Annotated in this window: 12 protein-coding genes; all 12 read right to left on the minus strand. The window is 68.7% G+C overall.

Annotated features, from left to right (window positions below):
• Nucleotides 1-9: 9 nt before the first annotated feature.
• Entirely contained in the window at nt 10-1,554 is a 1,545-nt protein-coding gene (locus tag ACIO52_RS10115; protein WP_218721232.1) for an acyl-CoA carboxylase subunit beta, read from the minus strand.
• The gene (pks13, locus tag ACIO52_RS10120; protein ID WP_402643055.1) at nt 1,551-6,788 is read right to left on the minus strand and encodes a polyketide synthase Pks13; all 5,238 of its coding nucleotides are present in this window, start codon (nt 6,786-6,788) and stop codon (nt 1,551-1,553) included. Before pks13 ends, ACIO52_RS10115 begins: the two co-directional genes overlap by 4 nt.
• Nucleotides 6,789-6,883: 95 nt before the next feature.
• The gene (fadD32, locus tag ACIO52_RS10125; protein WP_218721230.1) at nt 6,884-8,800 is read right to left on the minus strand and encodes a long-chain-fatty-acid--AMP ligase FadD32; all 1,917 of its coding nucleotides are present in this window, start codon (nt 8,798-8,800) and stop codon (nt 6,884-6,886) included.
• A gap of 211 nt (nt 8,801-9,011) precedes the next feature.
• A complete protein-coding gene (locus tag ACIO52_RS10130) occupies nt 9,012-10,031 on the minus strand; it encodes an LLM class F420-dependent oxidoreductase (protein ID WP_218721229.1) in 1,020 nt (339 codons plus the stop codon).
• A 217-nt stretch (nt 10,032-10,248) separates the two neighbouring features.
• The gene (locus ACIO52_RS10135) at nt 10,249-11,244 is read right to left on the minus strand and encodes a cutinase family protein (RefSeq protein WP_255588574.1); all 996 of its coding nucleotides are present in this window, start codon (nt 11,242-11,244) and stop codon (nt 10,249-10,251) included.
• On the minus strand, nt 11,238-11,753 hold the full coding sequence (locus tag ACIO52_RS10140) for a DUF732 domain-containing protein (RefSeq protein WP_218721227.1): 516 nt from the start codon (nt 11,751-11,753) through the stop codon (nt 11,238-11,240). The genes ACIO52_RS10135 and ACIO52_RS10140 overlap by 7 nt, the downstream gene beginning before the upstream one ends.
• A 113-nt stretch (nt 11,754-11,866) precedes the next feature.
• Nucleotides 11,867-13,666, minus strand: a complete 1,800-nt coding sequence (locus ACIO52_RS10145) for an alpha/beta hydrolase-fold protein (protein ID WP_316573243.1) — start codon at nt 13,664-13,666, stop codon at nt 11,867-11,869.
• 186 nt (nt 13,667-13,852) lie between these two features.
• Nucleotides 13,853-14,887 (minus strand): alpha/beta hydrolase family protein, encoded by a 1,035-nt coding sequence (locus ACIO52_RS10150; protein WP_255588563.1) that lies wholly within the window; start codon nt 14,885-14,887, stop codon nt 13,853-13,855.
• Between the two features lie 310 nt (nt 14,888-15,197).
• The gene (locus ACIO52_RS10155) at nt 15,198-16,259 is read right to left on the minus strand and encodes an alpha/beta hydrolase family protein (RefSeq protein ID WP_255588562.1); all 1,062 of its coding nucleotides are present in this window, start codon (nt 16,257-16,259) and stop codon (nt 15,198-15,200) included.
• A gap of 412 nt (nt 16,260-16,671) precedes the next feature.
• Nucleotides 16,672-17,742 (minus strand): alpha/beta hydrolase family protein, encoded by a 1,071-nt coding sequence (locus ACIO52_RS10160; protein ID WP_218721226.1) that lies wholly within the window; start codon nt 17,740-17,742, stop codon nt 16,672-16,674.
• A 242-nt stretch (nt 17,743-17,984) separates the two neighbouring features.
• Nucleotides 17,985-19,952, minus strand: coding sequence for a flagellar motor control protein ZomB (gene zomB / locus ACIO52_RS10165; protein WP_394358655.1), 1,968 nt, complete (start codon nt 19,950-19,952; stop codon nt 17,985-17,987).
• A 7-nt stretch (nt 19,953-19,959) separates the two neighbouring features.
• A complete protein-coding gene (locus ACIO52_RS10170; protein WP_342800092.1) occupies nt 19,960-20,892 on the minus strand; it encodes a decaprenyl-phosphate phosphoribosyltransferase in 933 nt (310 codons plus the stop codon).
• Nucleotides 20,893-20,913: the final 21 nt, after the last annotated feature.

A 20,913-nucleotide genomic window follows, 5' to 3' on the forward strand; every position in this document is an offset into this window, starting at 1 on the left:
TGGCAGGTACTACAGGGGCAGGACGTGGTGCTTGCGGGGGTTGCGCTGGATCTTCTTGTCCTGGAGTAGCTTCAGGGCTCGGCGGATCTCGAGGCGGGTGGTGGCCGGTTCGATGACCGCGTCGATGAAACCGCGTTCGGCGGCTACCCAGGGGGTGGCGATATTGGCGTTGTAGAAGTCGATCAGGTTCTGGCGGATGGCGGCGCGCTGGTCCTCGGGGGCGGCCGCGATCTGGGCGGCGCCGAGCAGGCTGACGGCGCCCTCGGCGCCCATGACCGCGAGGCGGGCCGTCGGCCAGGCCAGGTTGATGTCGGCGCCGAGCTGCTTGGAGCCCATCACCGCGTAGCCGCCGCCGTAGGACTTGCGGACCACCAGGGTGATCTTGGGGACCGAGGCCTCCACGTAGGAGAACAGGAAGCGGCCGCCGCGCTTGATCACGCCGACCTTCTCCTGCTCGACGCCCGGCAGGAAGCCGGGGGTGTCGACGACGAAGATCAGCGGGATCTCGAACGCGTCGCACAGGCGCACGAAATGCGAGGCCTTGTCGGACGCGCGCGCGTCCAAGGCGCCGGCCGAGGCCAGCGGCTGGTTGGCGACGACACCGACGGTGTTGCCGTCGACGCGGGAGAAACCGGTGATGATGTTCTGGCCGGTCTCGGCGCTGATCTCCTTGAACTCACCGTCGTCGAAGATGCGCAGCAGGATGTCGTGCATGTCGTAGCCGGCGTTGTCCGAGTCCGGCATGAGCGTGTTCAGCTCGCGGTCGGAGTCGGTGATCTCCGGCTCCAGGCCGGGATTCACCACCGGCGGCAGTTCCTGGCAGCTGCTCGGCATGTAGCCCAGGTACTCGCGCACCCAGGTGAACGCCGCCTCCTCGTCCTTGGCGACGTGGTGGATGTTGCCGTACTCGGCCTGCGTGCGCGCCCCACCGAGCTCCTCGAGGCTGACGTCCTCGCCGGTGACCTCTTTGATGATCTTCGGGCCGGTCACGAACATGTGCGCCGACTCGGTCGCCACCACCACATCGGTGCAGATCGGCTCGTACACCGCGCCACCGGCGCAGTTGCCGAGGATCAGCGAGACCAGCGGCACCATGCCCGACAGCGGCTCCAGGTTGGTCGCCATCCACGCGTACCAGGCCAGCGAGCTGATCGCCTCCTGCACGCGCGCGCCACCGGAATCGTTGATACCGACCAGCGGGATGCCGACCTTGGACGCGTACTGCATGATCCCGCACAGCTTGCGGCCGAACGCCTCACCGACCGAACCGCCGTACACGGTCTGGTCGTGCGAGAACACCGCCACGGGGCGGCCCTCGACCAGACCGTGCCCGACGACGACACCGTCGCCGTAGAGCGCGGTCGGGTCACCCGGCTTGCGGACCAGCGCACCGATCTCGACGAACGTGCCCGGGTCCATCAACATGTCGATGCGAGCCCTGGCGCTGGGAATGCCCTTCCGCGCGCGCTTCTCGATCCCCTTCGCACCCGCGGGCTCTTTGGCGAGCTCGAGGCGCTGCTGTAGATCGACAAGCTTTTCGGCGGTAGTGCTCACTTCTCTCCCTTGGCGGAAATCGCGGCCAGCTTGGCGGCGAGGTCGGCCCCGATCTGGCCGATCCGCGGTTCGTCGACGATCTGCAGGTGGTCGCCCGGGATGTGGACGATCTCCAGGTTCGGGACGTATTCGTCCCAGCCGCCGTTGGGCTTGCGGTCGGCGAAGCGGGGCTCGAGCTCGATCGCACCGTCGTGGTAGCGATCGGCCAGGTAGAGCACCACGTCACCGTCGTACTTGCGGGGGCGCACCTGCTGCAGCGCGCGGTTCTCGATCCACGAGGTGCGCTGGTGTTCGAGCACACCACCGGGGATCTTCGCGCCCGACAGCTTGATCAGGTCGCTGATCATCGAGAACTGCTCGGCGTCGGAGGCCGCCGCCAGTTCCTCGATCTGGTCGCGGTCGAGTTCGGCGGGCACGTTGTAGGTCTTCTTGGCGAAGGCCTGGTAGCGCTCGAGGCGACGCACGCGTTCCTCGGGGCTGTTGTCCTCGTCCTCGACGGTCATCGCCAGGTCGATCAGGCCGACGTAGCGCACGTCGGCGCCTTCCTCCCGCAGCAGCTGACCCACCTGCAGCGCCAGCACCGCGCCCAGCGACCAGCCGTACAGCACGTACGGGCCGTCGCCCTGGATCTTGCGCAGCTCGGGCAGGTACTGGCGGGCACGCTCCTCGATCGAGCCGTCGACTCGCTCGATGCCGTACATCGGGGTGTCGGCGGGCAGCCGCTTGAGCAGCGGCTCGTAGACCAGGGTGTTGCCGCCGGCCGGGTGGAACACGAATACCGGGGTGGCGGTGGAACCCTCGACGCGGGCCCGCAGCGGACGGATGAAGCCGTCCACGTCGGCACCGCTGTCCTGCAAGTTGCGCACGATCTCGGAGAGCTGCTCGATGGTCTCGCAGTCGAGCACGTCGTCGACGGTGACCTCGGCGCCCACCCGCTCGGTGAGGCGAGCCGCCATCTTCTCGGCGACCTCCTCCTCCAGAATCGGGAGGGTGTTGAAGATGCCGCCCGGCGAGGTGCCGGTGACCACGGCCCAGGTCGCGTAGGCGAGTCGCTCGGCAGCGTCACGTGGCGGAACGTTGTCCTCGTCCCCGGCCGGGGCCGAGTAGTCGACATCCGGCACGACCGCCGCGACCTCGGCAGGCGCGGCGTCCGTCGAAACCGGCTCGGCGGCAGCGGTATCGGCTGCCACGGCGACGGAGTCCGAGGTAGTGGAAGCAGATTCGGCCGCAGCCGGGGTACCGGCGGCCTCCGACGGCAGGTCCGCGCCCGCGGCCTTGGCGGCGGCCAGCGGGTCCCCACCGGCCGCGATCGCCGCGCGCGCGGCCTCGACGAAGTCGGCGTCCACGCCGATCTCGACGTCTTCACCTGCCGCCTTGGCCGCGGCCTGCTTCTCCGCCATCGCCGCGACCTCGTCGCGGTGCTCGATCGCGTAGCGCAGGACCTTGGAGACCTCGTTGAGGCTGGCGTCGCGCACGGCCGAGACCTGTAGCTGCGGGATGTCGAACTCGTACTCGACGCGGTTCTTGATGCGCATCGCCATCAGCGAGTCCAGGCCGAGTTCCATCAGCGGGATCTCCATCGGGAGGTCCTCGACGGCGTAGCCCATGGACTCGGCGACGATCACGCACAGCCGCTGCTCGACGGTCTCGCTGCCGTTGGGGTCCCAGCGGTCGCTGGTCGCCACGGCCACCTCGGCCGCGGTCGGCCCGGCGACGGCGGCCGGGACGGTCTCGGCGACAACGGGTTCGGGCAGCGCGGCACCGGAGGTGACGACCGCGTCGAACAGCAGCGTGAAACCGGTGGCGTCCTTGGCGTGCACCTGCACCGACGCACCACCGAGATGCGGGGTGAGGGTGGTGGTCAGGGTGCCGGTGCTCGGCAGCGCGGCATGCGGGTGCGAGACCGACACGGCGACATCGGAGAGCACCTGCGCGGCAGCGGCTTTCACCAGCGCGGCCAGATCGGTGACCGAGGCGGCCTGCACCTCCCAGGCGTGGCGGCCGTCGGGCATGGCGACGTGCGCGCCGGGCACCTTGGTGTTGCCGCGACCCGAGGACATGGCGACCTTGGGCCAGTACTCCTTGCGCACGAACGCGGTACGCGGCACGTCGGCGTAATCGCCCTCGGGCAGCAGCGAACTCAGGTTCACGGCGTGGCCGTGCACGTAGAGCTGGGCGAGCGCGCCGATGACACCGGCGGACTCGTCCTCCTTGCGCTTGAGCGTGGGGATGAGCTGCGCGTCGTGCACGCCCGCGGCGAAGGTGGTGCCCAGCACCTGCATCAGCGCGACGGAATTGGGCGCCAGCTCCAGGAACGTGGTGTGCCCGGAGTCGACGGCGGCCTTGATCGCGTTGGTGAAGTACACCGCGTGGCGCATGTTCTTCACCCAGTAGGGCTCGTCGTGGATCGGCTCGGAGCCGGGCTTGAAGTACAGGCCCTCGTGCACGGTCGAGTACAGGCCCGTTGTCAGCGAGGTCGGCTCGATGCCTGCCAGTTCGGCGGCCAGCTCGCCGAGCAGCGGGTCCATCTGCGAGGTGTGGCCCGCGCCGCGGGTGGGCAGGATGCGGGCGAACTTGCCCATGCCCTCCACCTCGGCGACGATCTGCTCGACCTGCTCGCGCGGGCCGCCGATGACGGTGTTGGTCGGCGCGGCGTACACCGCGCACTCGACGTCGGGGAAGCGCGGCAGCAGCTCGGCCACATCGTGGGCGCTGAGCTCGACCAGCGCCATATTGCGCACGTCGTCCTCGGTGATCATCTGCTCGCCCTCGCCCATCAGGCGCGAGCGGGCGCAGATCACGCGCACCGCGTCTTCCAGGCTCAGACCGCCCGCGATGTAGGCGCCGGCGACCTCACCCATCGAATGGCCCACCACCGCGGCGGGTTCGGCACCGTGGGCGCGCAGCACCGCGGCCAGACCCAGCTGGGTGGTGAAGATGCCGACCTGGCAGGTACCGACGTCGTAGTCCTGCTCGTCGTCGAGGAACATCTCGCGGATCGAGTAACCCGCCTCGTCCTGCACCAGCTCGTCGACCTCGTCGACGGTCTTGCGGAAGATCGAGTTCTCGTTGTACAGCTGCTTGGACATCTTGCGGTGCTGCGCGCCGAAGCCGCACATCACCCAGACGGGGGCGTTGGTCGCCGGCGAATCGGCGGTGAACACGCCGGTGCCGGGCTTGCCCTCGGCGATGGCGCGCAGGCCGGTGACGGCCTCGGCGTGCGTCTTGGCCAGCACCACACCGCGCGAACGCTGGTGGCTGCGCTTGGCCAGCGCGCGGGCGACATCGACCAGCGGCACGTCCTTGCCCGGGCCCTCCAGCCAGTCGGCCAGTTCGGCGGCGGCGCGCTTGCGGCGCGAGGGCAGGTAGGCCGACACGGCGATGATCACCGGGAGTGGCTCGGCGCGCTCGCCGTCCCACTCGACGACGACCGGCTGCTCCGGCTCGGCGGCGGCCGCGGTGATCGCGGTGGCCTCGGCGACCACGTCGGTGGTCTCCTCGCCCTCGATCGCCTCGGCCGCGACCTGCTCGACCGTCACGTCCTCGACGACGGGCAGCGACGGCACGTACTCCTGGAGCACGACGTGGGCGTTGGTGCCGCCGAAGCCGAAGCCGGAGATGCCGACGGTCGCGACGCCGCTGTAGCGCGGGTACTCGGTGGGCTCGTCGACGACCTTGAGGTTGGCCTGCTCGAACGGGATGTACGGGCTCGGGCCCGCGTAGTTGATGTTCGGCGGAATCACGTTGTGCTGGAACGACATCAGCACCTTGGCCAGGCTCGCCGCGCCCGCGCCGGATTCCAGGTGGCCGAAGTTGGTCTTGGCGGAGCCGAGCAGCGCGGGCTTGTCGGCGTCGCGGCCGCGGCCGACGATGCGGGCCAGCGCCTCGGCCTCGATCGGGTCACCGATCGGGGTGCCGGTGCCGTGCGCCTCGATGTAGTCGACGGTGGAGGGGGCGATGCCCGCGTCGCGGTAGGCGGCGCGCAGGACGTCGGCCTGAGCCTCCGGGTTCGGCGCGAACAGGCCGTTGGAGCGGCCGTCGGAGTTCACCGCGGAACCCTTGATCACGCCCAGGATGTTGTCGCCGTCGCGCTCGGCGTCGACCAGGCGCTTGAGCACGACCAGACCCGCGCCCTCGGAGCGGACCATGCCGTCGGCGTCGTTGGAGAACGCCTTGATGTGACCGTCCTTGGCGACCGCGCCGTTCTTCTCGAAACCGAGGGTGATGACGGGGGCCAGGATCATGTTCACGCCACCGGCCAGCGCCACGTCGGCCTCGCCGTCGCGCAGCGCGCGTACGGCCTGGTGGACCGCGACGATGGTCGAGGAGCAGGCGGTGTCGACGGTGACCGACGGGCCACGGAAGTCGAAGAAGTAGGAGACGCGGTTGGCGATGATGCCGGTCGACGCGCCGAGCAGGGCGTAGGCCTCCGCCGAGATCGGCAGGCTCGGGTCCCGATCGCCGAGGCCGAGCGAGGCGATCAGCTGGAAATCGCTGCTGGACGAGCCGACGAACACGCCGACCTTCTCGCCCTTGAGCTCGCTGGCCGGGATGCGCGCGTGCTCGAGCGCCTCCCAGGTGAGCTCCATCATCAGCCGCTGCTGCGGGTCGACGCGCTCGACCTCGACCGGCGACATGGCGAAGAACTCGGCGTCGAAGCCCTTGACCACGTCCTGGTCCAGGTAGCCGCCGAGGGTGTTGGACTCGCGGACGGTCTGCGCCACCCCGGGATCGCCGAGGAACTCCGACCAGCGGCCCTCCGGCAGCTCACGGATCGCGTCACCGCGACCGATGATGAACTCCCAGGTCGACTCCGGGGTGCTGCCCGCGCCGGGCAGCCGGGTCGACAGGCCGACCACGGCGATGTCGTGCGTCTCGCCGGGCTGGTAGGCGGCCGCGTAGTCCTCGGTCTCCTCGGCGGGCAGCTCCGGCTCGCCGTTGACGATGACCTCGGCCAGCGAGGCGATCGTCGGATGCTGATAGACCACCGTCGGGGTGAGGATGACGCCGGTCAGTTCCTCGATGTCACCACCGAGGGCGAGGGCATCGCGCGAGGCCAGCCCGAACTCCTCCATCGGCCGGTCGACGGTGATCGCGTCGATCGACTGCCCGGTCGCGTCGGCGACCCATTTGCGCAGCCATTCGCGCAGCTCGGCCACCGAGAGATCACCCGCCGGGGTGGTCTGCGCGGGAACTTCGGGGTTCTGGGTGGGCGTGCCCTCGTTGTCAGCCATCAATTCCTCAAGCTACCTGTCTGCGTACAGGGCGCGCCGTGGAATGACGCCCGACGTGCGCTCACGCCGGGCGTCGATCCGATCCGGTCGGCCGATTACTCTTCCGGTGCATCGGGGAAAGCCTGCTGGGTGTAACCACCGCGCAGCGTTCCCTCGAGGTAGGCGGCCTTGCAGGCCCGCCGGGCGATCTTTCCGCTGGAGGTACGCGGGATGGAACCCGCGGGTACGAGCAGGATGTCACGGGCGGTCACACCGTGCCGCAGCGAGACCGCCGCGCGCACCGCGTCGGCGATCGGGGCCGGGTCGGCCTTGCCCGCGCCGGGACCACGCTCGGCCACGATGACCAGCTGCTCGGACGCGTCGTCGGCGTCGAACTTCAGGCCGGAGTGGCTGTCGGCGGCGAAGACCTCGGCGGGCAGCTGGTTGGCGGGCACCGCGAAGGCGGCGACGAAACCGGGACGCAGCGCCTTGGACGCCTCCTGCGCGGAGAACTCCAGATCCTGCGGGTAGTGGTTGCGGCCGTCGACGATCACCAGGTCCTTGACGCGACCGGTGATGTAGAGCTCGCCGTCGAAGTACACGCCGTAGTCGCCGGTGCGCAGCCAGTCGGCGTCGAGCTCGGTGCCCTCGGCGTGGCTGCCCTCGGCGGCCCGCTCGGTGACCTTGTTGCGGAAGGCCTTGGTCGACTCGTCCGGGCGACCCCAGTAGCCGATGCCCATGTTGTTGCCGTGCAGCCAGATCTCACCGACGTGACCGTCGGGCAGCTCGCGGCCGCCCTCGGGGCGCTCCACCGTCTCGGGATCGATGATGGTGGCCCACTGCGACAGCGCGACATAACCGCAGGCGACCTGCGCGATGGCGTTCTCATGGGTCTGCTCGACCCGCACCATGCGACCGGCGTTCAGCTCGTGCCGGTCGACGTAGACGACCTTGGCCTCGTCCTCGGCCTTGGTCGCCGAGACGAACAGCGTCGCCTCCGCCATGCCGTAGCAGGGCTTGATCGCGGTCTTGGGCAGGCCGTAGGGCGCGAACGCCTCGTTGAACTTCTTCATCGACGACACAGTCACCGGCTCGGAGCCGTTGATCAGGCCGATCACGTTCGACAGGTCCAGCGACTCGCCCGCCTTCGGCAGACCACGCGCCGCGGCGTGCTCGAACGCGAAGTTCGGCGCGGCCGCGAAGGTGCCCGCACCGTCGGAGACGGCGGCCAGCTCGTTGATCCAGCGCGACGGGCGGCGCACGAAGGCGCTCGGCGACATGATGGTGATGTAGCGGCCGCCGACCGCGGGCAGGATGACCGTCAGCAGGCCCATGTCGTGGAACAGCGGCAGCCAGGTGACGCCGCGCGAGTTCCAGTCCAGGTTGATCGCCTTGACCATCTGCAGCAGGTTGGTGCCGACCGCGCGGTGGGTGATCTCCACGCCCGCGGGCACCCGGGTGGAACCCGAGGTGTACTGCAGGTAGGCGATGTCGTCGATCGCGGTGTCGGGGCGGACCCAGGACTCCCCGAGGGTGTCCGGGATCGCGTCGACCGCGATGATGCGCGGACGCTGCGCGGCGGGCAGCGAACGGAAGAACTGGCGGACACCGGCGGCCGAGGAGGTCGCGGTGAGGATCGCCGACGGCTCACAGTCGCCGAGCACGGCGTGCAGGCGGTCGGTGTGACCCGGCTCGTCGGGATCGAACAGCGGCACGGCGATGGTGCCCGCGTAGATCGCCGCGAAGAAGGAGATCACGTAGTCCAGGCCCTGCGGCGCGAGGATCGCGACCCGGTCGCCCGGGTTGGTCACCTGCTGCAGGCGAGCGGCCACCGCGCGCAGCCGAACTCCGAACTCCTGCCAGGTCAGCTCGTGCACCTCGCCATCGCGTTCCCGCGAGTAGTCGATGTAGCGGTACGCGAGCGTGTTCGCATCGTTACGGGTGTGCTTCTCGACGTGATCGACCAGGGTCCGACCCTCGGGAATCACAATGTTCCCGGTCTCGTCCAGGTAGTCGTCGAAAGTCTCTTCCATTCCTTCTTCTCCTCCGAGGCCCAGACACCGGTGAATTCTCCCAACGCATTACGGCGTTGACACCCGTGAGGCCCCGACTCGCTATCGCCACCGGCCCCCGGAACACGCCGTGCGTGCGTCCTGACAACCTGCGGATTTTCGAGCGGTCTGCGCGGTGACCGCTATCGGCTAGATGTTCTCAAACCAGAGTCATGTTACAGAGAACCCCCGCTCAGTCCTCCCGCAGCAGCGGAATGACAGGCGCGAAAGCGTCCATCTGGGTGGGGAAGATGCCCACATAGGACATCGACGTGAGTTCGCGCACACGCTTGACCTGTTCGGCGATCTCCTCGAAGGTGCCGATCGCGATGTAGGGCGAACTCAGGATCTGCTCGGCGGTGAGCTCCACGTCGACCTCGAGATCGGGGTGCAGGCCGCGTTCGATCGCGCGCAGCGCCATCTCCGCGGTCTTCTCCCGGTCGTCGGTGATGACGATCGCGGTGATCGCCCAGTTCAGTTCGATGTCGGCGAACCGGTCGCCGGCAGCCTCCTTGACGATGTTGACCTTCTCGATCGTCTTCTCCAGCGTGATGCCGGACAGCAGACCCTTACCGTTCTTCGTGGTCTGCGGGACGATCGAGACGATGTCGGCGTGCTTGGCCGCCAGCGCCAGCATCTTCGGGCCACCGCCACCGGTACACAGCGGGGGACGAGGGCCCTGCCGCGGTCGGGGAGTGCCCTTGATGCCACGCACCTGGTAGTGCTTGCCCTCGAAGTTGCACTCCTGGCCACGCAGCAGCGTGTCCAGGATGGTCAGCGACTCGTCGAGCTTCTCCAGCCGGATGCCGGGGCGCTCGTACGGGATGCCCGCGTTCTCGAACTCTTCCTTGATCCAGCCCGCGCCGACGCCGACCTCGAGCCTGCCCTTGGACAGCACGTCGATGGTGGCCAGGTCCTTGGCCAGCACGACGGGGTGCCGGAAGCCGTTCGCCAGCACCGAGGTGCCGAGGCGGATCTTGTCGGTCGCCTGGGTGAGTGCGCCCAGCGCCGCGATCGGACCGATCTGGTCGCCCAGGTGATCGGGGACGACGAAGGTGTCGTACCCCATCTCCTCGGCCTGCTGCGCAGTCTGGACGAACTTGCGTGCGCCGCCCTCCTGCTTGTTGCCCTCGCCCGCCGCCGCGAAGCGGAACGGACGCAGCGGCGTACCCAGCGCGGTCAACTCACCGACGGGTGCGGCAGCTTCGGTCATGAACTCATCGCTCCTGGCTGTTGCACGCTGCGCGTGCTAGGCGGTGTATTCGGGCCACCGGCTACTCCGCGGTAGCAGAGAAGACGGCGCGATCATCAGCGCACTTTACAGCGTGTGGGCGAATGGGAGTGCGGATGTCACAGCGAGGCATGATCCATGGCAATCACACACCCGCTGTGACTGTGACAACTCCGCCAATCCGGTTCGGCGGGAAGACTCAGGAATGCGGCGGATGCGGCGCGTTCTCGATGAGTCCGGCCGCCCAGTTCACCGTCCACTGGGTCGCGGTGGTGCCCTGTCCGTCCACGGTGTTGCTGGCGTAGAGCGCGTGCACCGGGTTGCCCGCCGAGCGGATCAGCGCGCCCAGGCTGCCCAGGGCATTGGCCGGGTTGAGGGCCTCGCGCGGCGCGTCGCAGATCATGTCGCCGGGCGCGCAGATCGAGTACACCTTCGACGCCAGCGAGCCGAACCCACCGGGGCGCGGGCCGGTCATGCTGATGCCGGGCACGTTGACCCCCTTGAGCGCCACCTCGGCGCCCTGGCCCGCCGGCGGCGGATCGCCGATCTCGGTGGGCTGGCCGGGGCCGGTGTCGGCGGTGCGACGGCCGTCGGCGATCACCGTCACGCCGAGCACCTTGTCGGCCGGGACCGGCCCGTTGCCCATGCCGATCTGCGCGGCGACGTCACCGGCGATGACGGCGCCCTGCGAGAACCCGGCGATGACGTAGGTGGTCAGCGGGCACTGCTGGTGCCGCTGGGCCAGGATGTCGGTGGCCCGCGCGGTGCCCTCGGTGCGGCTGTTGTTGTAGGAGGCCTGACCGTCCGGCGGGAAGGCGATCGGGTTCGAGAACTGGGCCACGTAGGGCACCGTGTACACCTCGAGCCGGTCGTCCGGGAACTGCGCGCGCAGCGGCCCCGACACACTGAGCATCAGCGAGATCGGGTTGGCCTGCGGGTTGTACGGATCGTCGTTGCTGGCCGACTCCCAGGTGCCCGGGATCGAGAGCAGCATCACATCGGGGCAGTCCGCCGACTGCGACGTCGGTGGCGGCGGCCCGGGCGGCGTCGGCCCGGGCTCCCGCAACCGGCCGGCGAGCAGATACCAGAGCAGCACGATGACGATGATCGCCAGGACGACCAGGGCCAGCACGGTCAGGCACCCCGCGGGCCAGAGCCTGCGGGTACGTCGCGTCGGTCGGGGGTTCACTAGCAGTAGGTGGCGGTCGCGGCGGCGATGTAGATCTGAGCTGCCTTGTTGACGTCCATCTTGGACTGGTCGAACGCGGTGTCGGTGCCCGCGATCGCCGCCACGTACGGGGCGATATCGGCATCGGAGGCACCGGTGGCGCGGCTGGAGCAGATGTAGCCCGCCGCGGTCAGCGCGATGTCCGGGCTGGCCGGGTTGATCCCGTTCTTGCTCAGCTCGGCCAGGAACGCCTTGTCCTTGTCGGAGGCGGGCGCGGACGCGGGCGTGGTCTCCGGCGCTGCCTGCGGCTGCTCGGGCGCGGCCGAGGACTCCGGCGCGGCGCTCGAGGTCGTCGGGTGGTCACCGTGACCGCCCGGCGCGGGCGCCTGGGAGGTCGCCGACGCGGCGGCGCTCGCGCTCGAGGAGAGAGTGGGCGTCTGCGACGCGGTCGAGTCGTTGCCACCACAGGCGGACAGCAGGGCGACGGCAGCCAGGGCCGCGACCGAACCGGCGGCCTTGCCAGGAATCCGATGCATGAAGATGTCTTTCCTCGATCGTTCGTCAGGGAAGCGGTCGCAGACCAGGCTAGCCGGACATCACCGGCCGCCGGGTACCGCGCGGCGAAGCTCAGAGAGTTCTCAGCCCGGGCTCACACCCCATGAACTTCGGGTTTGCCGTCCCGCACCACGATGAACCCGGTCTGAAAATTCTGCTGGATCCCACCGGGGACGGTGAACTCGTCGCTGACCGGATACCCCAGCCTGCCGTTCTCGAACCCCTGTGCGCCCCAGGCGTCGGCGACCGCGCCGTTGCGCACCGACCACGCGCCCGACAACGGGCTCCAGTAGATGTTGCCGCCCTCGAACCGGCTGTACCGGCCGAGATCCTTCAGCGGCGCCTCCTCGGCGAGCGGGAAGCCCAGCGGGCTGTTCTCGAAGCCGAGCGCGGCGTACTTGTCCAGGATGAAACCCTGCACCCGGTGCGCGCCGGTGGCCGGGCTGTAGAACATCGGGCCGTGCTCGAAGGCCTGCACCGAGCCGTCGCGGCTGGGCGTACGCGCTTCGGCGGCAACGGGATACCCGGCGGGCCCGCGCTCGAAGCCCTGTTTGCCCCACTCCTCCAGGAACGCGCCGCGCATCACCTGCGCGCCGGTCTGCGGCGTCCAGTAGATCGAGCCGCCCTCGAAGGTCTGCATGCGGCCGCGCCCGTCCGGCAGGCCCACCTCGTCACCGGTCGGCATGCCCAGCGGCGACGACGGCCCGCCGACACCGGCGTACGTGCCACCGATACGGCCCGCCACCGCGTGCGCGCCGGTCGCGGCGGAATGGAACACCCGACCGTTCTGGAAGTCCTGCACCATGCCCGCCGCCACCGGGTACTCCGCCGTCAGGCAGTTGCCCAGCCACGCCGCGGCCTGGGCGACCGGGCCGATCGCGCCGCCGGTGCCGCACGCGGTGCCGCCGGGATCGGTGCCGAGCGCCGCGGCCGCCTGCGACCACGACTGCCGCATCTCGAAATCCCAGTACGGCCAGGTATGCGTGCCGGCGGGGCGGTAGTTCGCCTGCACCGGGATCGCGAGCTTCTCCAGCTTGGCGACGAAGTTCTGGGTCGACAGCCGCGACAGGATCTCCAGCCCGGTGCCTGCCCAGTTCTCGCTCAGCAGCGGCACCTCGCCCAGCTGGTCGTGACTGCCCGCGAGGCCGCTGCCGCTGGAGACGTACATGCTCACGCCTTTGAGCTTGTCGGCGAGCAGATAAGGATCGTGCGCCGCCCACTCCGGCCCACCGGGCGGGCCCCACATCGACATCGCGTCGAAGCCGCCGGCGTCCTTGTTGGCGAAGGTGATCGCTTGCGGCATACCGAGAGTCGTGGTGGTCAGCAGGCCCGAGTACGAGGCCACGTACTTCATCAGGCCGGGATTGCGGCCCGCCAGGTTCATCGCGGCCGTGCCGCCCATCGACAGGCCCTGTACGCCACGCACATCCGTCGTACGCCAATCCCGTTCGAGCAGCGGCGGGAGTTCCTTGGTCAGGAACGTCTCCCACTTGTAGGTGCGACCGTTGTCGGGCGCGAGCCAATCGGAGTACCAGCTGGACTGCCCGCCGACCGGCAGCACCACGTTGACGTTCTTGTCGGCGTAGAAGCCCTCGGCGTCGGCGTCCTTGGTCCAGCCGTTCTCGTCGTCCTGGGCGCGCAGACCGTCGAGCATCAGCAGCATCGGGAACTTCGCATCGGGGCGGACGTTCCAGTCGCGCGCCAGCAGCATCTGCACCTGGATCGGGGTGTTCATCGCGGGCGAGTACACCCACATCGCCACCCGGCGATCGGAGAGCCATTCCACCCGTTGCACGCCCGCGACGCCGGTCTGCGCCTGCGCCTGGCCGGGTATGGCGACCGTCGGCGCGAGCAGCGCCGCGGTCATCGCCGCGATGCCGAGGATCCGCCGCATCGGCGCTCGGACACGATGTTTCAACACGCGCGACCCTCCTCATCCCCGCCCTGGGACTGCCTCATCGTTGGTTGTACCGCAGTACCGGCCGATAACCCGGGAGGACACGCGAGCGCCCCACACAGCAAAAAGACCGGCTCACCCTGCGGGTGAGCCGGTCTTGTCAGCGTTGCTGAACGGAAACTGTCAGGCGCCCAGCGCGCCGAGGATCTGCGGACGCGCCTTCCACAGCTGGTCCTCCCAGTACTTCCAGGAGTGGGTGCCGTTGGCCGGGAAGTCGAAGGTGGCGGCGATGCCGAGCGACTTCAGGCGGCTCTGGAACGCCAGCGTGCTGACGAACGAGATGGCCTCGATGCCCATGGCGTTGGCGGTGTTGTAGACCCCGCCCAGGCCGGCCGGACGATCGTGCTGGCCGGGCAGGCCGTTGGCCGAGGAGATGAACATCGGCAGGCCACGCAGCTCGGGCGCGAAGACCATCGGGTCCATCCGCAGCCACGCCGGGCTCCACGGAGCGGCCATGGAGTCGACGTTGAAGCGGCCCGCGTCGAGCATCATCACGCGGATGGCCTCACGCATGCCGGGAGCACCCCAGTTCAGCGGGCCCGAGAGCGAGGACGCGTGCTTGAACTGGTCCCGGTGCAGCGCGGCCAGCCGCAGGGCGGCCGGGCCGCTCATCGACAGGCCGAGCACCGCGTTGTTGGTACGGGAGACGCCGTAGCCCTCGAGGAAGGCGGGCAGCTCCTCGGTCAGGAAGGTCTCCCACTTGTAGGTGGTCTTCTGGCCGTTGGTGTTGCTGGCCGAAACCCAGTCGGCGTACCAGCTGGACTGGCCACCGACCGGCATCACCAGGGTGACGTTGTCGTTGGAGAACTGCTGCATCGCGTTGGTCTCGAACGACCAAGCGTTCTTGTCGTCGCGGGCGCGCAGGCCGTCGAGCAGGTAGAGCGCGGCGTTGCCACCGTTGCGCGCCCACTGCACCTGGACCTTCACCGGGCCCATCTTCGACGGCACCATCAGCTCTTCGTAGCCACCGGCGGGCGCGCGCAGCGCCGGCACGGACGCGGGGGCGGCGAACGCCATCGGGGCCGCCCCTGCGGCGATCGGCAGCACGAGGGCTGCGGCGCCGACAGCTAGAATTCGATTACGCCAACCGCGAGATGCAACTCCCCGGGACGTGCCCGGCTGGTCACCCTTCGGCGCGGCGGCCTTGCCGAAACGCATGTGAATTCCGCTCTCTTTCTGCTGTTGTGGCATGCCAGACCCGTCTCCGACATCGCCCCGGATCCCGACAGTCCGGCCGATCAGACAGGTGAAACAACGATCTGGTCACACTTTCGCTCGCTGGAGGATATTCGACCCACGAATTACTTGCAAGGGCAACGGAACTCGGCCGTATTAAACCGGAGAGCCGGTCCGTCGAGCCGAGCAGGTCAGAACCCGTGAACATCCGGTTCGGGCACGATTCCGGCCGGAAAACAAACGCCCGGTGCACGAATGCACCGGGCGTTCGGGTTGTCGCGAGCGACTGGCGTCAGCCGATGTTGTTCGACATATCCGGGATCATCCGCAGCGCCTCGTCGTTCCAGTTGTTCCAGGCGTGGATGCCGAACGCCGGGTAGGAGTAGGTGACGTTGCGCGCCCCGAGGGTCGCCATCCTGACCTCGAAGGCACGGGTGTTGGCCAGCGCCAACGCTTCCAGGGCCATGCCGTTGACGGTGTTCATGTTCGGTCCGTCGGTACCCGTCGGCAGACCCGACGCCGCGGCGATCCACAGCCGGGTGTTGTTGCCGACCAGATTCGGGGCGAAGACGAACGGGTCCATCCGCAGCCACTGCGGACCCCACGGCGGGGCCATCGAGTCGACGTTGTAGCCGCCCGCGTCCAGCATGGCGATGCGGATGGCCTCGCGCATGCCGGGCGCCGAGATGTTCAAATAACCGGAGAACGCGCCGGCGAAGGAGAACTGGTCCGGGTGGTAGGCGGCCAGCGTCAGCGCCGCCGAGCCACCCATCGACAGACCGAAGACCCCGTTGCGGTTGCGGCTGAAGCCCAGCCGGCCGGCGAGCGCGTTGGGCAGGTCGTTGGTGAGGAAGGATTCCCACTGGTACCGGTAGCTCTTGCCGGGCCCGCCGGAGAGCGCGTTGGCCGCGCCGGAGCCGGAGTTCGGCGCGCCGTTACCCGGAATACCGAAGAATTCGCTGGGCGAGTTCCAGTCGGCGTAGAAGCTCGACATACCGCCGACGGGCATCACCACGTTGATATCCGCCGCGGCGAGCGCATTCGGGATATCCGTTTCGATCTCCCAGCCGTTGAGGTTCTCCGGCGCGCGCATGCCGTCGAGCACGTAGGCGACGCGATTGGTATTGCCGTTTCGCGCGGGGAGAATGCGCGTCTTGATCGGGCCCATCCCGGAGTCGACCCAGAAGTCGAAGGCGGCGGGGTTGAATCCGGCGGAGGCGGGGGCGGCGCCACCCGCGATGACCGTTCCGATCGGCACCAGCAGTGCCATGGATACGCCGGCGGCCCAGCGCCGCGCCCACGATCCGGGGGCTGCGGTCTTCACGGGCCGACGCTTCCAGCGCAGTGTTCGCATTCGACTAGACCTTTCTCAGCTGAACCGACGGCGCAAACCCCGAGCTACACGGTCGGATCCCTCATCGGGCGTCGAAAGCGATCAATCCAGGGCAAAACGGACGAATCAGCCTCGACGCATGCTCACTGTGTATGAATCAATGACGAATGCCTACATGTTGCTGGAAAGTGACCCGTAACACAACTCGCGGTGACCTGCCGCACGTGATTCGTCACCGGCTATCACTCGGATCGTGACGAAAACGAACAAATGGCCGCCCGGTGCCTGAGCACCGAACGGCCATTGCCATTCACGACCACCACGGTTTCGGCCGCCCCGGCCCCGCGGAGCGAGACGGAACGCCGAAGGCGCAGTATCGCTCCGCGGGGCCGGGGTCACGAGGCCGAAACCCGCGGCGCCAGCCGCCGAAGAATCAGCCGATATTGGCCGACAGATCCGGGATCATGCGATTGACCTCGGTCTCCCAGTTGCGCCAGTTGTGCACGCCGGTGAGCGGGAAGTCGAAGTTCGCGTTGCCGCCGCCGAGGGTGGCCATCCGCACCTGGAAGGCACGGCTGTTCACCATCGCGAGCAGCTCCAGCGGCACGCCCTGGACGATCTCCATCGGGTTGGACACGTCACCCGCGCCCGGGATACCGCTGGCCGCCGACACCCACACGCGGGTGCCGTTGGCCACCAGCCGCGGCGCGAAGACGAACGGGTCCATCCGCAGCCACTGCGGGCCCCACGGCGGGGCCATGGCGTCGATGTTGAAGCCACCGGCCGAGACCATCGCGACTCGCATCGCCTCACGCATACCCGGCGCCGAGATGTTCAGGTAGCCGGAGAACGAGCCGGCGAAGCTGAACTGGTCGGGGTGGTAGGCGGCCAGCGTCAGCGCGGCCGAGCCACCCATCGACAGACCGAACACACCGTTGTTGTTGGGGTTGAAGCCCAGCCGAGCCGACAGCGCGTTGCGCAGGTTGCCGGTCAGGTAGCTTTCCCACTTGTAGGTGTTCTTCTTGCCCGCGACCTGGGCGGGCGCGATCGACGAACCCGTCATCGCCGAACCGGTGGCCGCCGAACCGGTCGAGCTGCCGCCCGAACCGGTGTCGAGGCCGAAGAAGTTGCTCGGGGCGTTCCAGTCGGCGTAGAAGCTGGACTGGCCACCCACCGGCATGACGACGTTGATGTTGGCCGCGGTCAGCGCCCGGGCGACGTTGGTGTCGATCTCCCAGCCGCTGAGGTCGTCGCGGGCCCGCATGCCGTCGAGGGCGTACACGACGCGACCGGTGTTGCCGTCGGCCGCGCGGAAGATCCGGTTCTTGATCGGGCCCATCTCGGAGTCGACCCAGAAGTCGAAGCCACTGGGATCGAACGCCGCCGAAGCGGTGCCGGTCGGGCCGGCCACCGCCGCACCGAGCGGTAGGACAACAGCCAGGGAGAGAAGCATCGACCGCTTGAGCCAGCCGGCTCCCCGGGCTCTGAGACGTCCGCCACGCATTCTGTTTTGGGCCTTTCCTCGTGCGGTTCGCGCGGAACCGCGGTTGCAAATGACCGCCGACTTACTACCGGCACACCAGTGCGCCGACGGGCCGTTCCTCGAAGACCATATCGTGACATCGATAGCCTGGCGTTACCGAAAAGTGATTAAGCGGCGAACGCCACTGGGAAACCGCAGGCCAGCGCTGTAACCACTGAGCCCACGGGTAACCCGTGGGCTCAGTGTGACGCATGTGGAGCTTTTCAGCGCGGCGGCTCGGGAAATGGATCCACCAGACCGCATCGCTGGATCTCGTACTTGGGCACCCGGTCGATCCGGTACTTCGCGAAACTCAGCGCATTGCGCAGGTTGTGCTTGAACCGGTCGAAGGTGAGCGGGTCGCGGGTGGAGATCAGCAGCGCCTGCGTTTGCGGGCACGCCATCGCCGCGCGCGCCTGGGTGACCCACTCCTCGTCCATGTACCAGGGCATCCACGGATGGATGTCGACCATGCCCGAGTCGACGACCACCCAGTCCGGGTACAGGCTCTTGTCGTGCCCGATGCGGCCGTCGGCGAGCCGGTCCGAGTGCGCGGCCAGCGGGTAGGCCAGGCCCATCGGATCGATGACGCGCACGCTCAGCGGCACGTTCATGCTCGTCATGCCCAGGTTCAGGAAGTAGACCGTGTGCCCGGCGCCGCCCTCGGGAATCGGCTGCGGCGGCGGATCCAGGTACCAGAACGTGAACGACGGCGAGTTCAGCAGCAGGCCGCCGTTGGGGTTGGCCGCGATGTCGTTGACCATCGCCCGCATGCGCGGGTAGTCGAGGTAGTCCTCGGCCAGGATCGGATGGTCCTTGCCGGTGTTGAGCACGTAGTACACGCGCTCGTCGACGATGCCCGACGAACTGATCTTGGTGCCGGTCTTGATCGCGGTGGTGCTCGCCGCGTACAGCGACCAGCCCGCGGTGCCGAGCAGCGCGACCAGCACGACCACCATGGACCAGTCACGAGGGGTGAACCCCCGCGCCACGCTGTCCGCGTGGTCAGGCGAGCTACCGTCCGCCGGCGCTGACCGACCGAGGCGGGCAGGCAGCCGGATCGGCACGACCGCCACCGGCAACAGCAGCAGGAACAGCTGGGTCAGCAGCATCCGGCCGTGCATGAAGTCGCCGCCGACGCGGATCGCGTAGACGGTGAGCAGCAGGCCGCTGCCCAGCATCAGCGTGACGACCGCGCTCGGCGAGCGCAGCCAGGTCCGGATCGCGGCCACCGACCACCGCGGCCGCACCTCGATCCCGCGCGCCACCGCGGTGACCACCCCGGCGATCAGCAGCACGAGCAGCGGAATCCACAGGTAGTACGGGCCGACGAGGTCCCACAGGTACTTCATGCCCTGGCCCCACTTGGCCCCGCCCGCGTCCTTGGCGACCGCGGTGTTCGGGTAGGGCAGGCCGTAGTAGCCCATCCGCCAGATCTGGTAGGCCACCGGCACGATCCCGGCGACGAACACGATCAGCGCGCGCAGTGCGATCGGGCCGTACCGGAACACCGGCATCGGGGTCAGGAAGATCATGCCGAGCGCGAGCACGCCGATCAGCGTGGCCTCCGGCCGGATCAGCGGCGCGAGACCGGCCAGGAAGACCAGCCCGAGCAGGCTCGGCACGCGCACGACCGCGGCTTGGCTCCACCGGATCATCAGCCACCACAGCAGCCCGACCCAGCAGATCACCAGACCGCTCTCCAGGCCGGAGGTGGCGTAGTCACGGGCGGGCGGCAGCGCGATGTAGACGAGCACGCCCGCCGGGATGAGCAGCTGGCCGCTCGTCCCGCCCCACAGCCGGGCGGTGCCGAGCATGGCGAACACGATGGCCAGCAGCGAGACCGCCAGCGCGACACCGAGCACCACGTACTCGAGCCGCGCCTGGGTCAGCCAGCTGAAGAACCAGACCAGGTAGGTCCACGCGGTACTGGTGTTGGCCTCGACCCGCTCGTCCATGTTGAAGACGGGGCCGTTGCCCGCGAGCAGGTTGCGCACCGTCCGCAACACGATGAGGCCGTCGTCGGCGATCCAGCGCCGCTGCCAGGCACCCACCGCGAACACGACCACGGCGAAGACCACCCCACCGACGAAGGTGGCGCGGGACAGGGTCGCGAAACGCGCGGTCGGACGCGCCGACTGCTCGTCGTCGCGTAGCCGCTCGTATTCGGTTGATTCCTGCTCCGCTACCACGATCTCGTCAGGTGAGATAGACAGCGACACCTACCGCTCCGATCCAGGCAATAGCGAGGAACTGCAGGATGCGGTCCCCCAGCGCGATCTCTTCGGGTTCACCGGCCTCGCCACCGTCGACGTCGACCGCGTAACGCAGGATTGCGATGGTAAACGGGATCATGGAGATCGAGTACCACTGGGTGTCACGAGCCGAGTCCTGCTGGAACGCCCAGAGGCCGTAGAACACCACGACGGCGGTGGCCGCGAGCGTCCAGATGAAGCGCAGGTAGGTCGGCGTGTAGTACTGCAGGGACTTGCGGATCTTCGCGCCGGTCTCCAGCGCGATCTGCAGTTCCGCGTAGCGCTTGCCCGCCGCCATGAACAGCGAACCGAACGCCATGATCAGCAGGAACCACTGCGACAGCGCGATGCCGGCGGCCGCGCCACCGGCGACGGCGCGCAGCAGGAAGCCCGACGACACGATGCAGATGTCGAGCACGGCCTGATGCTTGAGGCCCAGGCAGTAGGCCAGCTGGATCGCGATGTAGATCGCCATCACCACGGCCAGGTGCCAGGACGCCAGGAACGAACCGGCGATCGAACCGACCAGCAGCACCGCGGCCAGCGCGTACGCCAGGTTGACCGGGACCACGCCCGCGGCGATCGGACGGAACCGCTTGGTCGGATGCGCCCGGTCGGCCTCGACGTCGAGCGAATCGTTGACCAGGTAGATGCCCGAGGCCGCCATGCAGAACACCACGAAGGCGATGGCGACGTGCACGAGCACGCCCGCGTCGCTGATCGCCTCCGGCCCGACGGCCAGCGGCGCGGCGAGCACGAGGACGTTCTTGACCCACTGCCGCGGACGGATGGCCTTGATGACACCGCCGACCAGAGTCTTCGGCGGGCCCTTCACCACGGCCTCGTCGAGGACGGCGGCGGACGGTTCTTCGCTCATCTCAGCCAAGGTTCTTTCGGT

Source organism: Nocardia sp. NPDC087230 (genome assembly GCF_044744725.1).
Lineage (GTDB): Bacteria > Actinomycetota > Actinomycetes > Mycobacteriales > Mycobacteriaceae > Nocardia > Nocardia canadensis.

Coding starts and splice junctions, on each gene's coding strand:
- pks13 (WP_402643055.1), bottom strand. CDS start 6,788: ATGGCTGACAACGAGGGCACGCCCACCCAGAACCCCGAAGTTCCCGCG.
- ACIO52_RS10155 (WP_255588562.1), bottom strand. CDS start 16,259: ATGCGAACACTGCGCTGGAAGCGTCGGCCCGTGAAGACCGCAGCCCCC.
- ACIO52_RS10160 (WP_218721226.1), bottom strand. CDS start 17,742: ATGCGTGGCGGACGTCTCAGAGCCCGGGGAGCCGGCTGGCTCAAGCGG.
- fadD32 (WP_218721230.1), bottom strand. CDS start 8,800: ATGGAAGAGACTTTCGACGACTACCTGGACGAGACCGGGAACATTGTG.
- ACIO52_RS10140 (WP_218721227.1), bottom strand. CDS start 11,753: ATGCATCGGATTCCTGGCAAGGCCGCCGGTTCGGTCGCGGCCCTGGCT.
- ACIO52_RS10150 (WP_255588563.1), bottom strand. CDS start 14,887: ATGCGTTTCGGCAAGGCCGCCGCGCCGAAGGGTGACCAGCCGGGCACG.
- ACIO52_RS10130 (WP_218721229.1), bottom strand. CDS start 10,031: ATGACCGAAGCTGCCGCACCCGTCGGTGAGTTGACCGCGCTGGGTACG.
- ACIO52_RS10145 (WP_316573243.1), bottom strand. CDS start 13,666: ATGCGGCGGATCCTCGGCATCGCGGCGATGACCGCGGCGCTGCTCGCG.
- ACIO52_RS10170 (WP_342800092.1), bottom strand. CDS start 20,892: ATGAGCGAAGAACCGTCCGCCGCCGTCCTCGACGAGGCCGTGGTGAAG.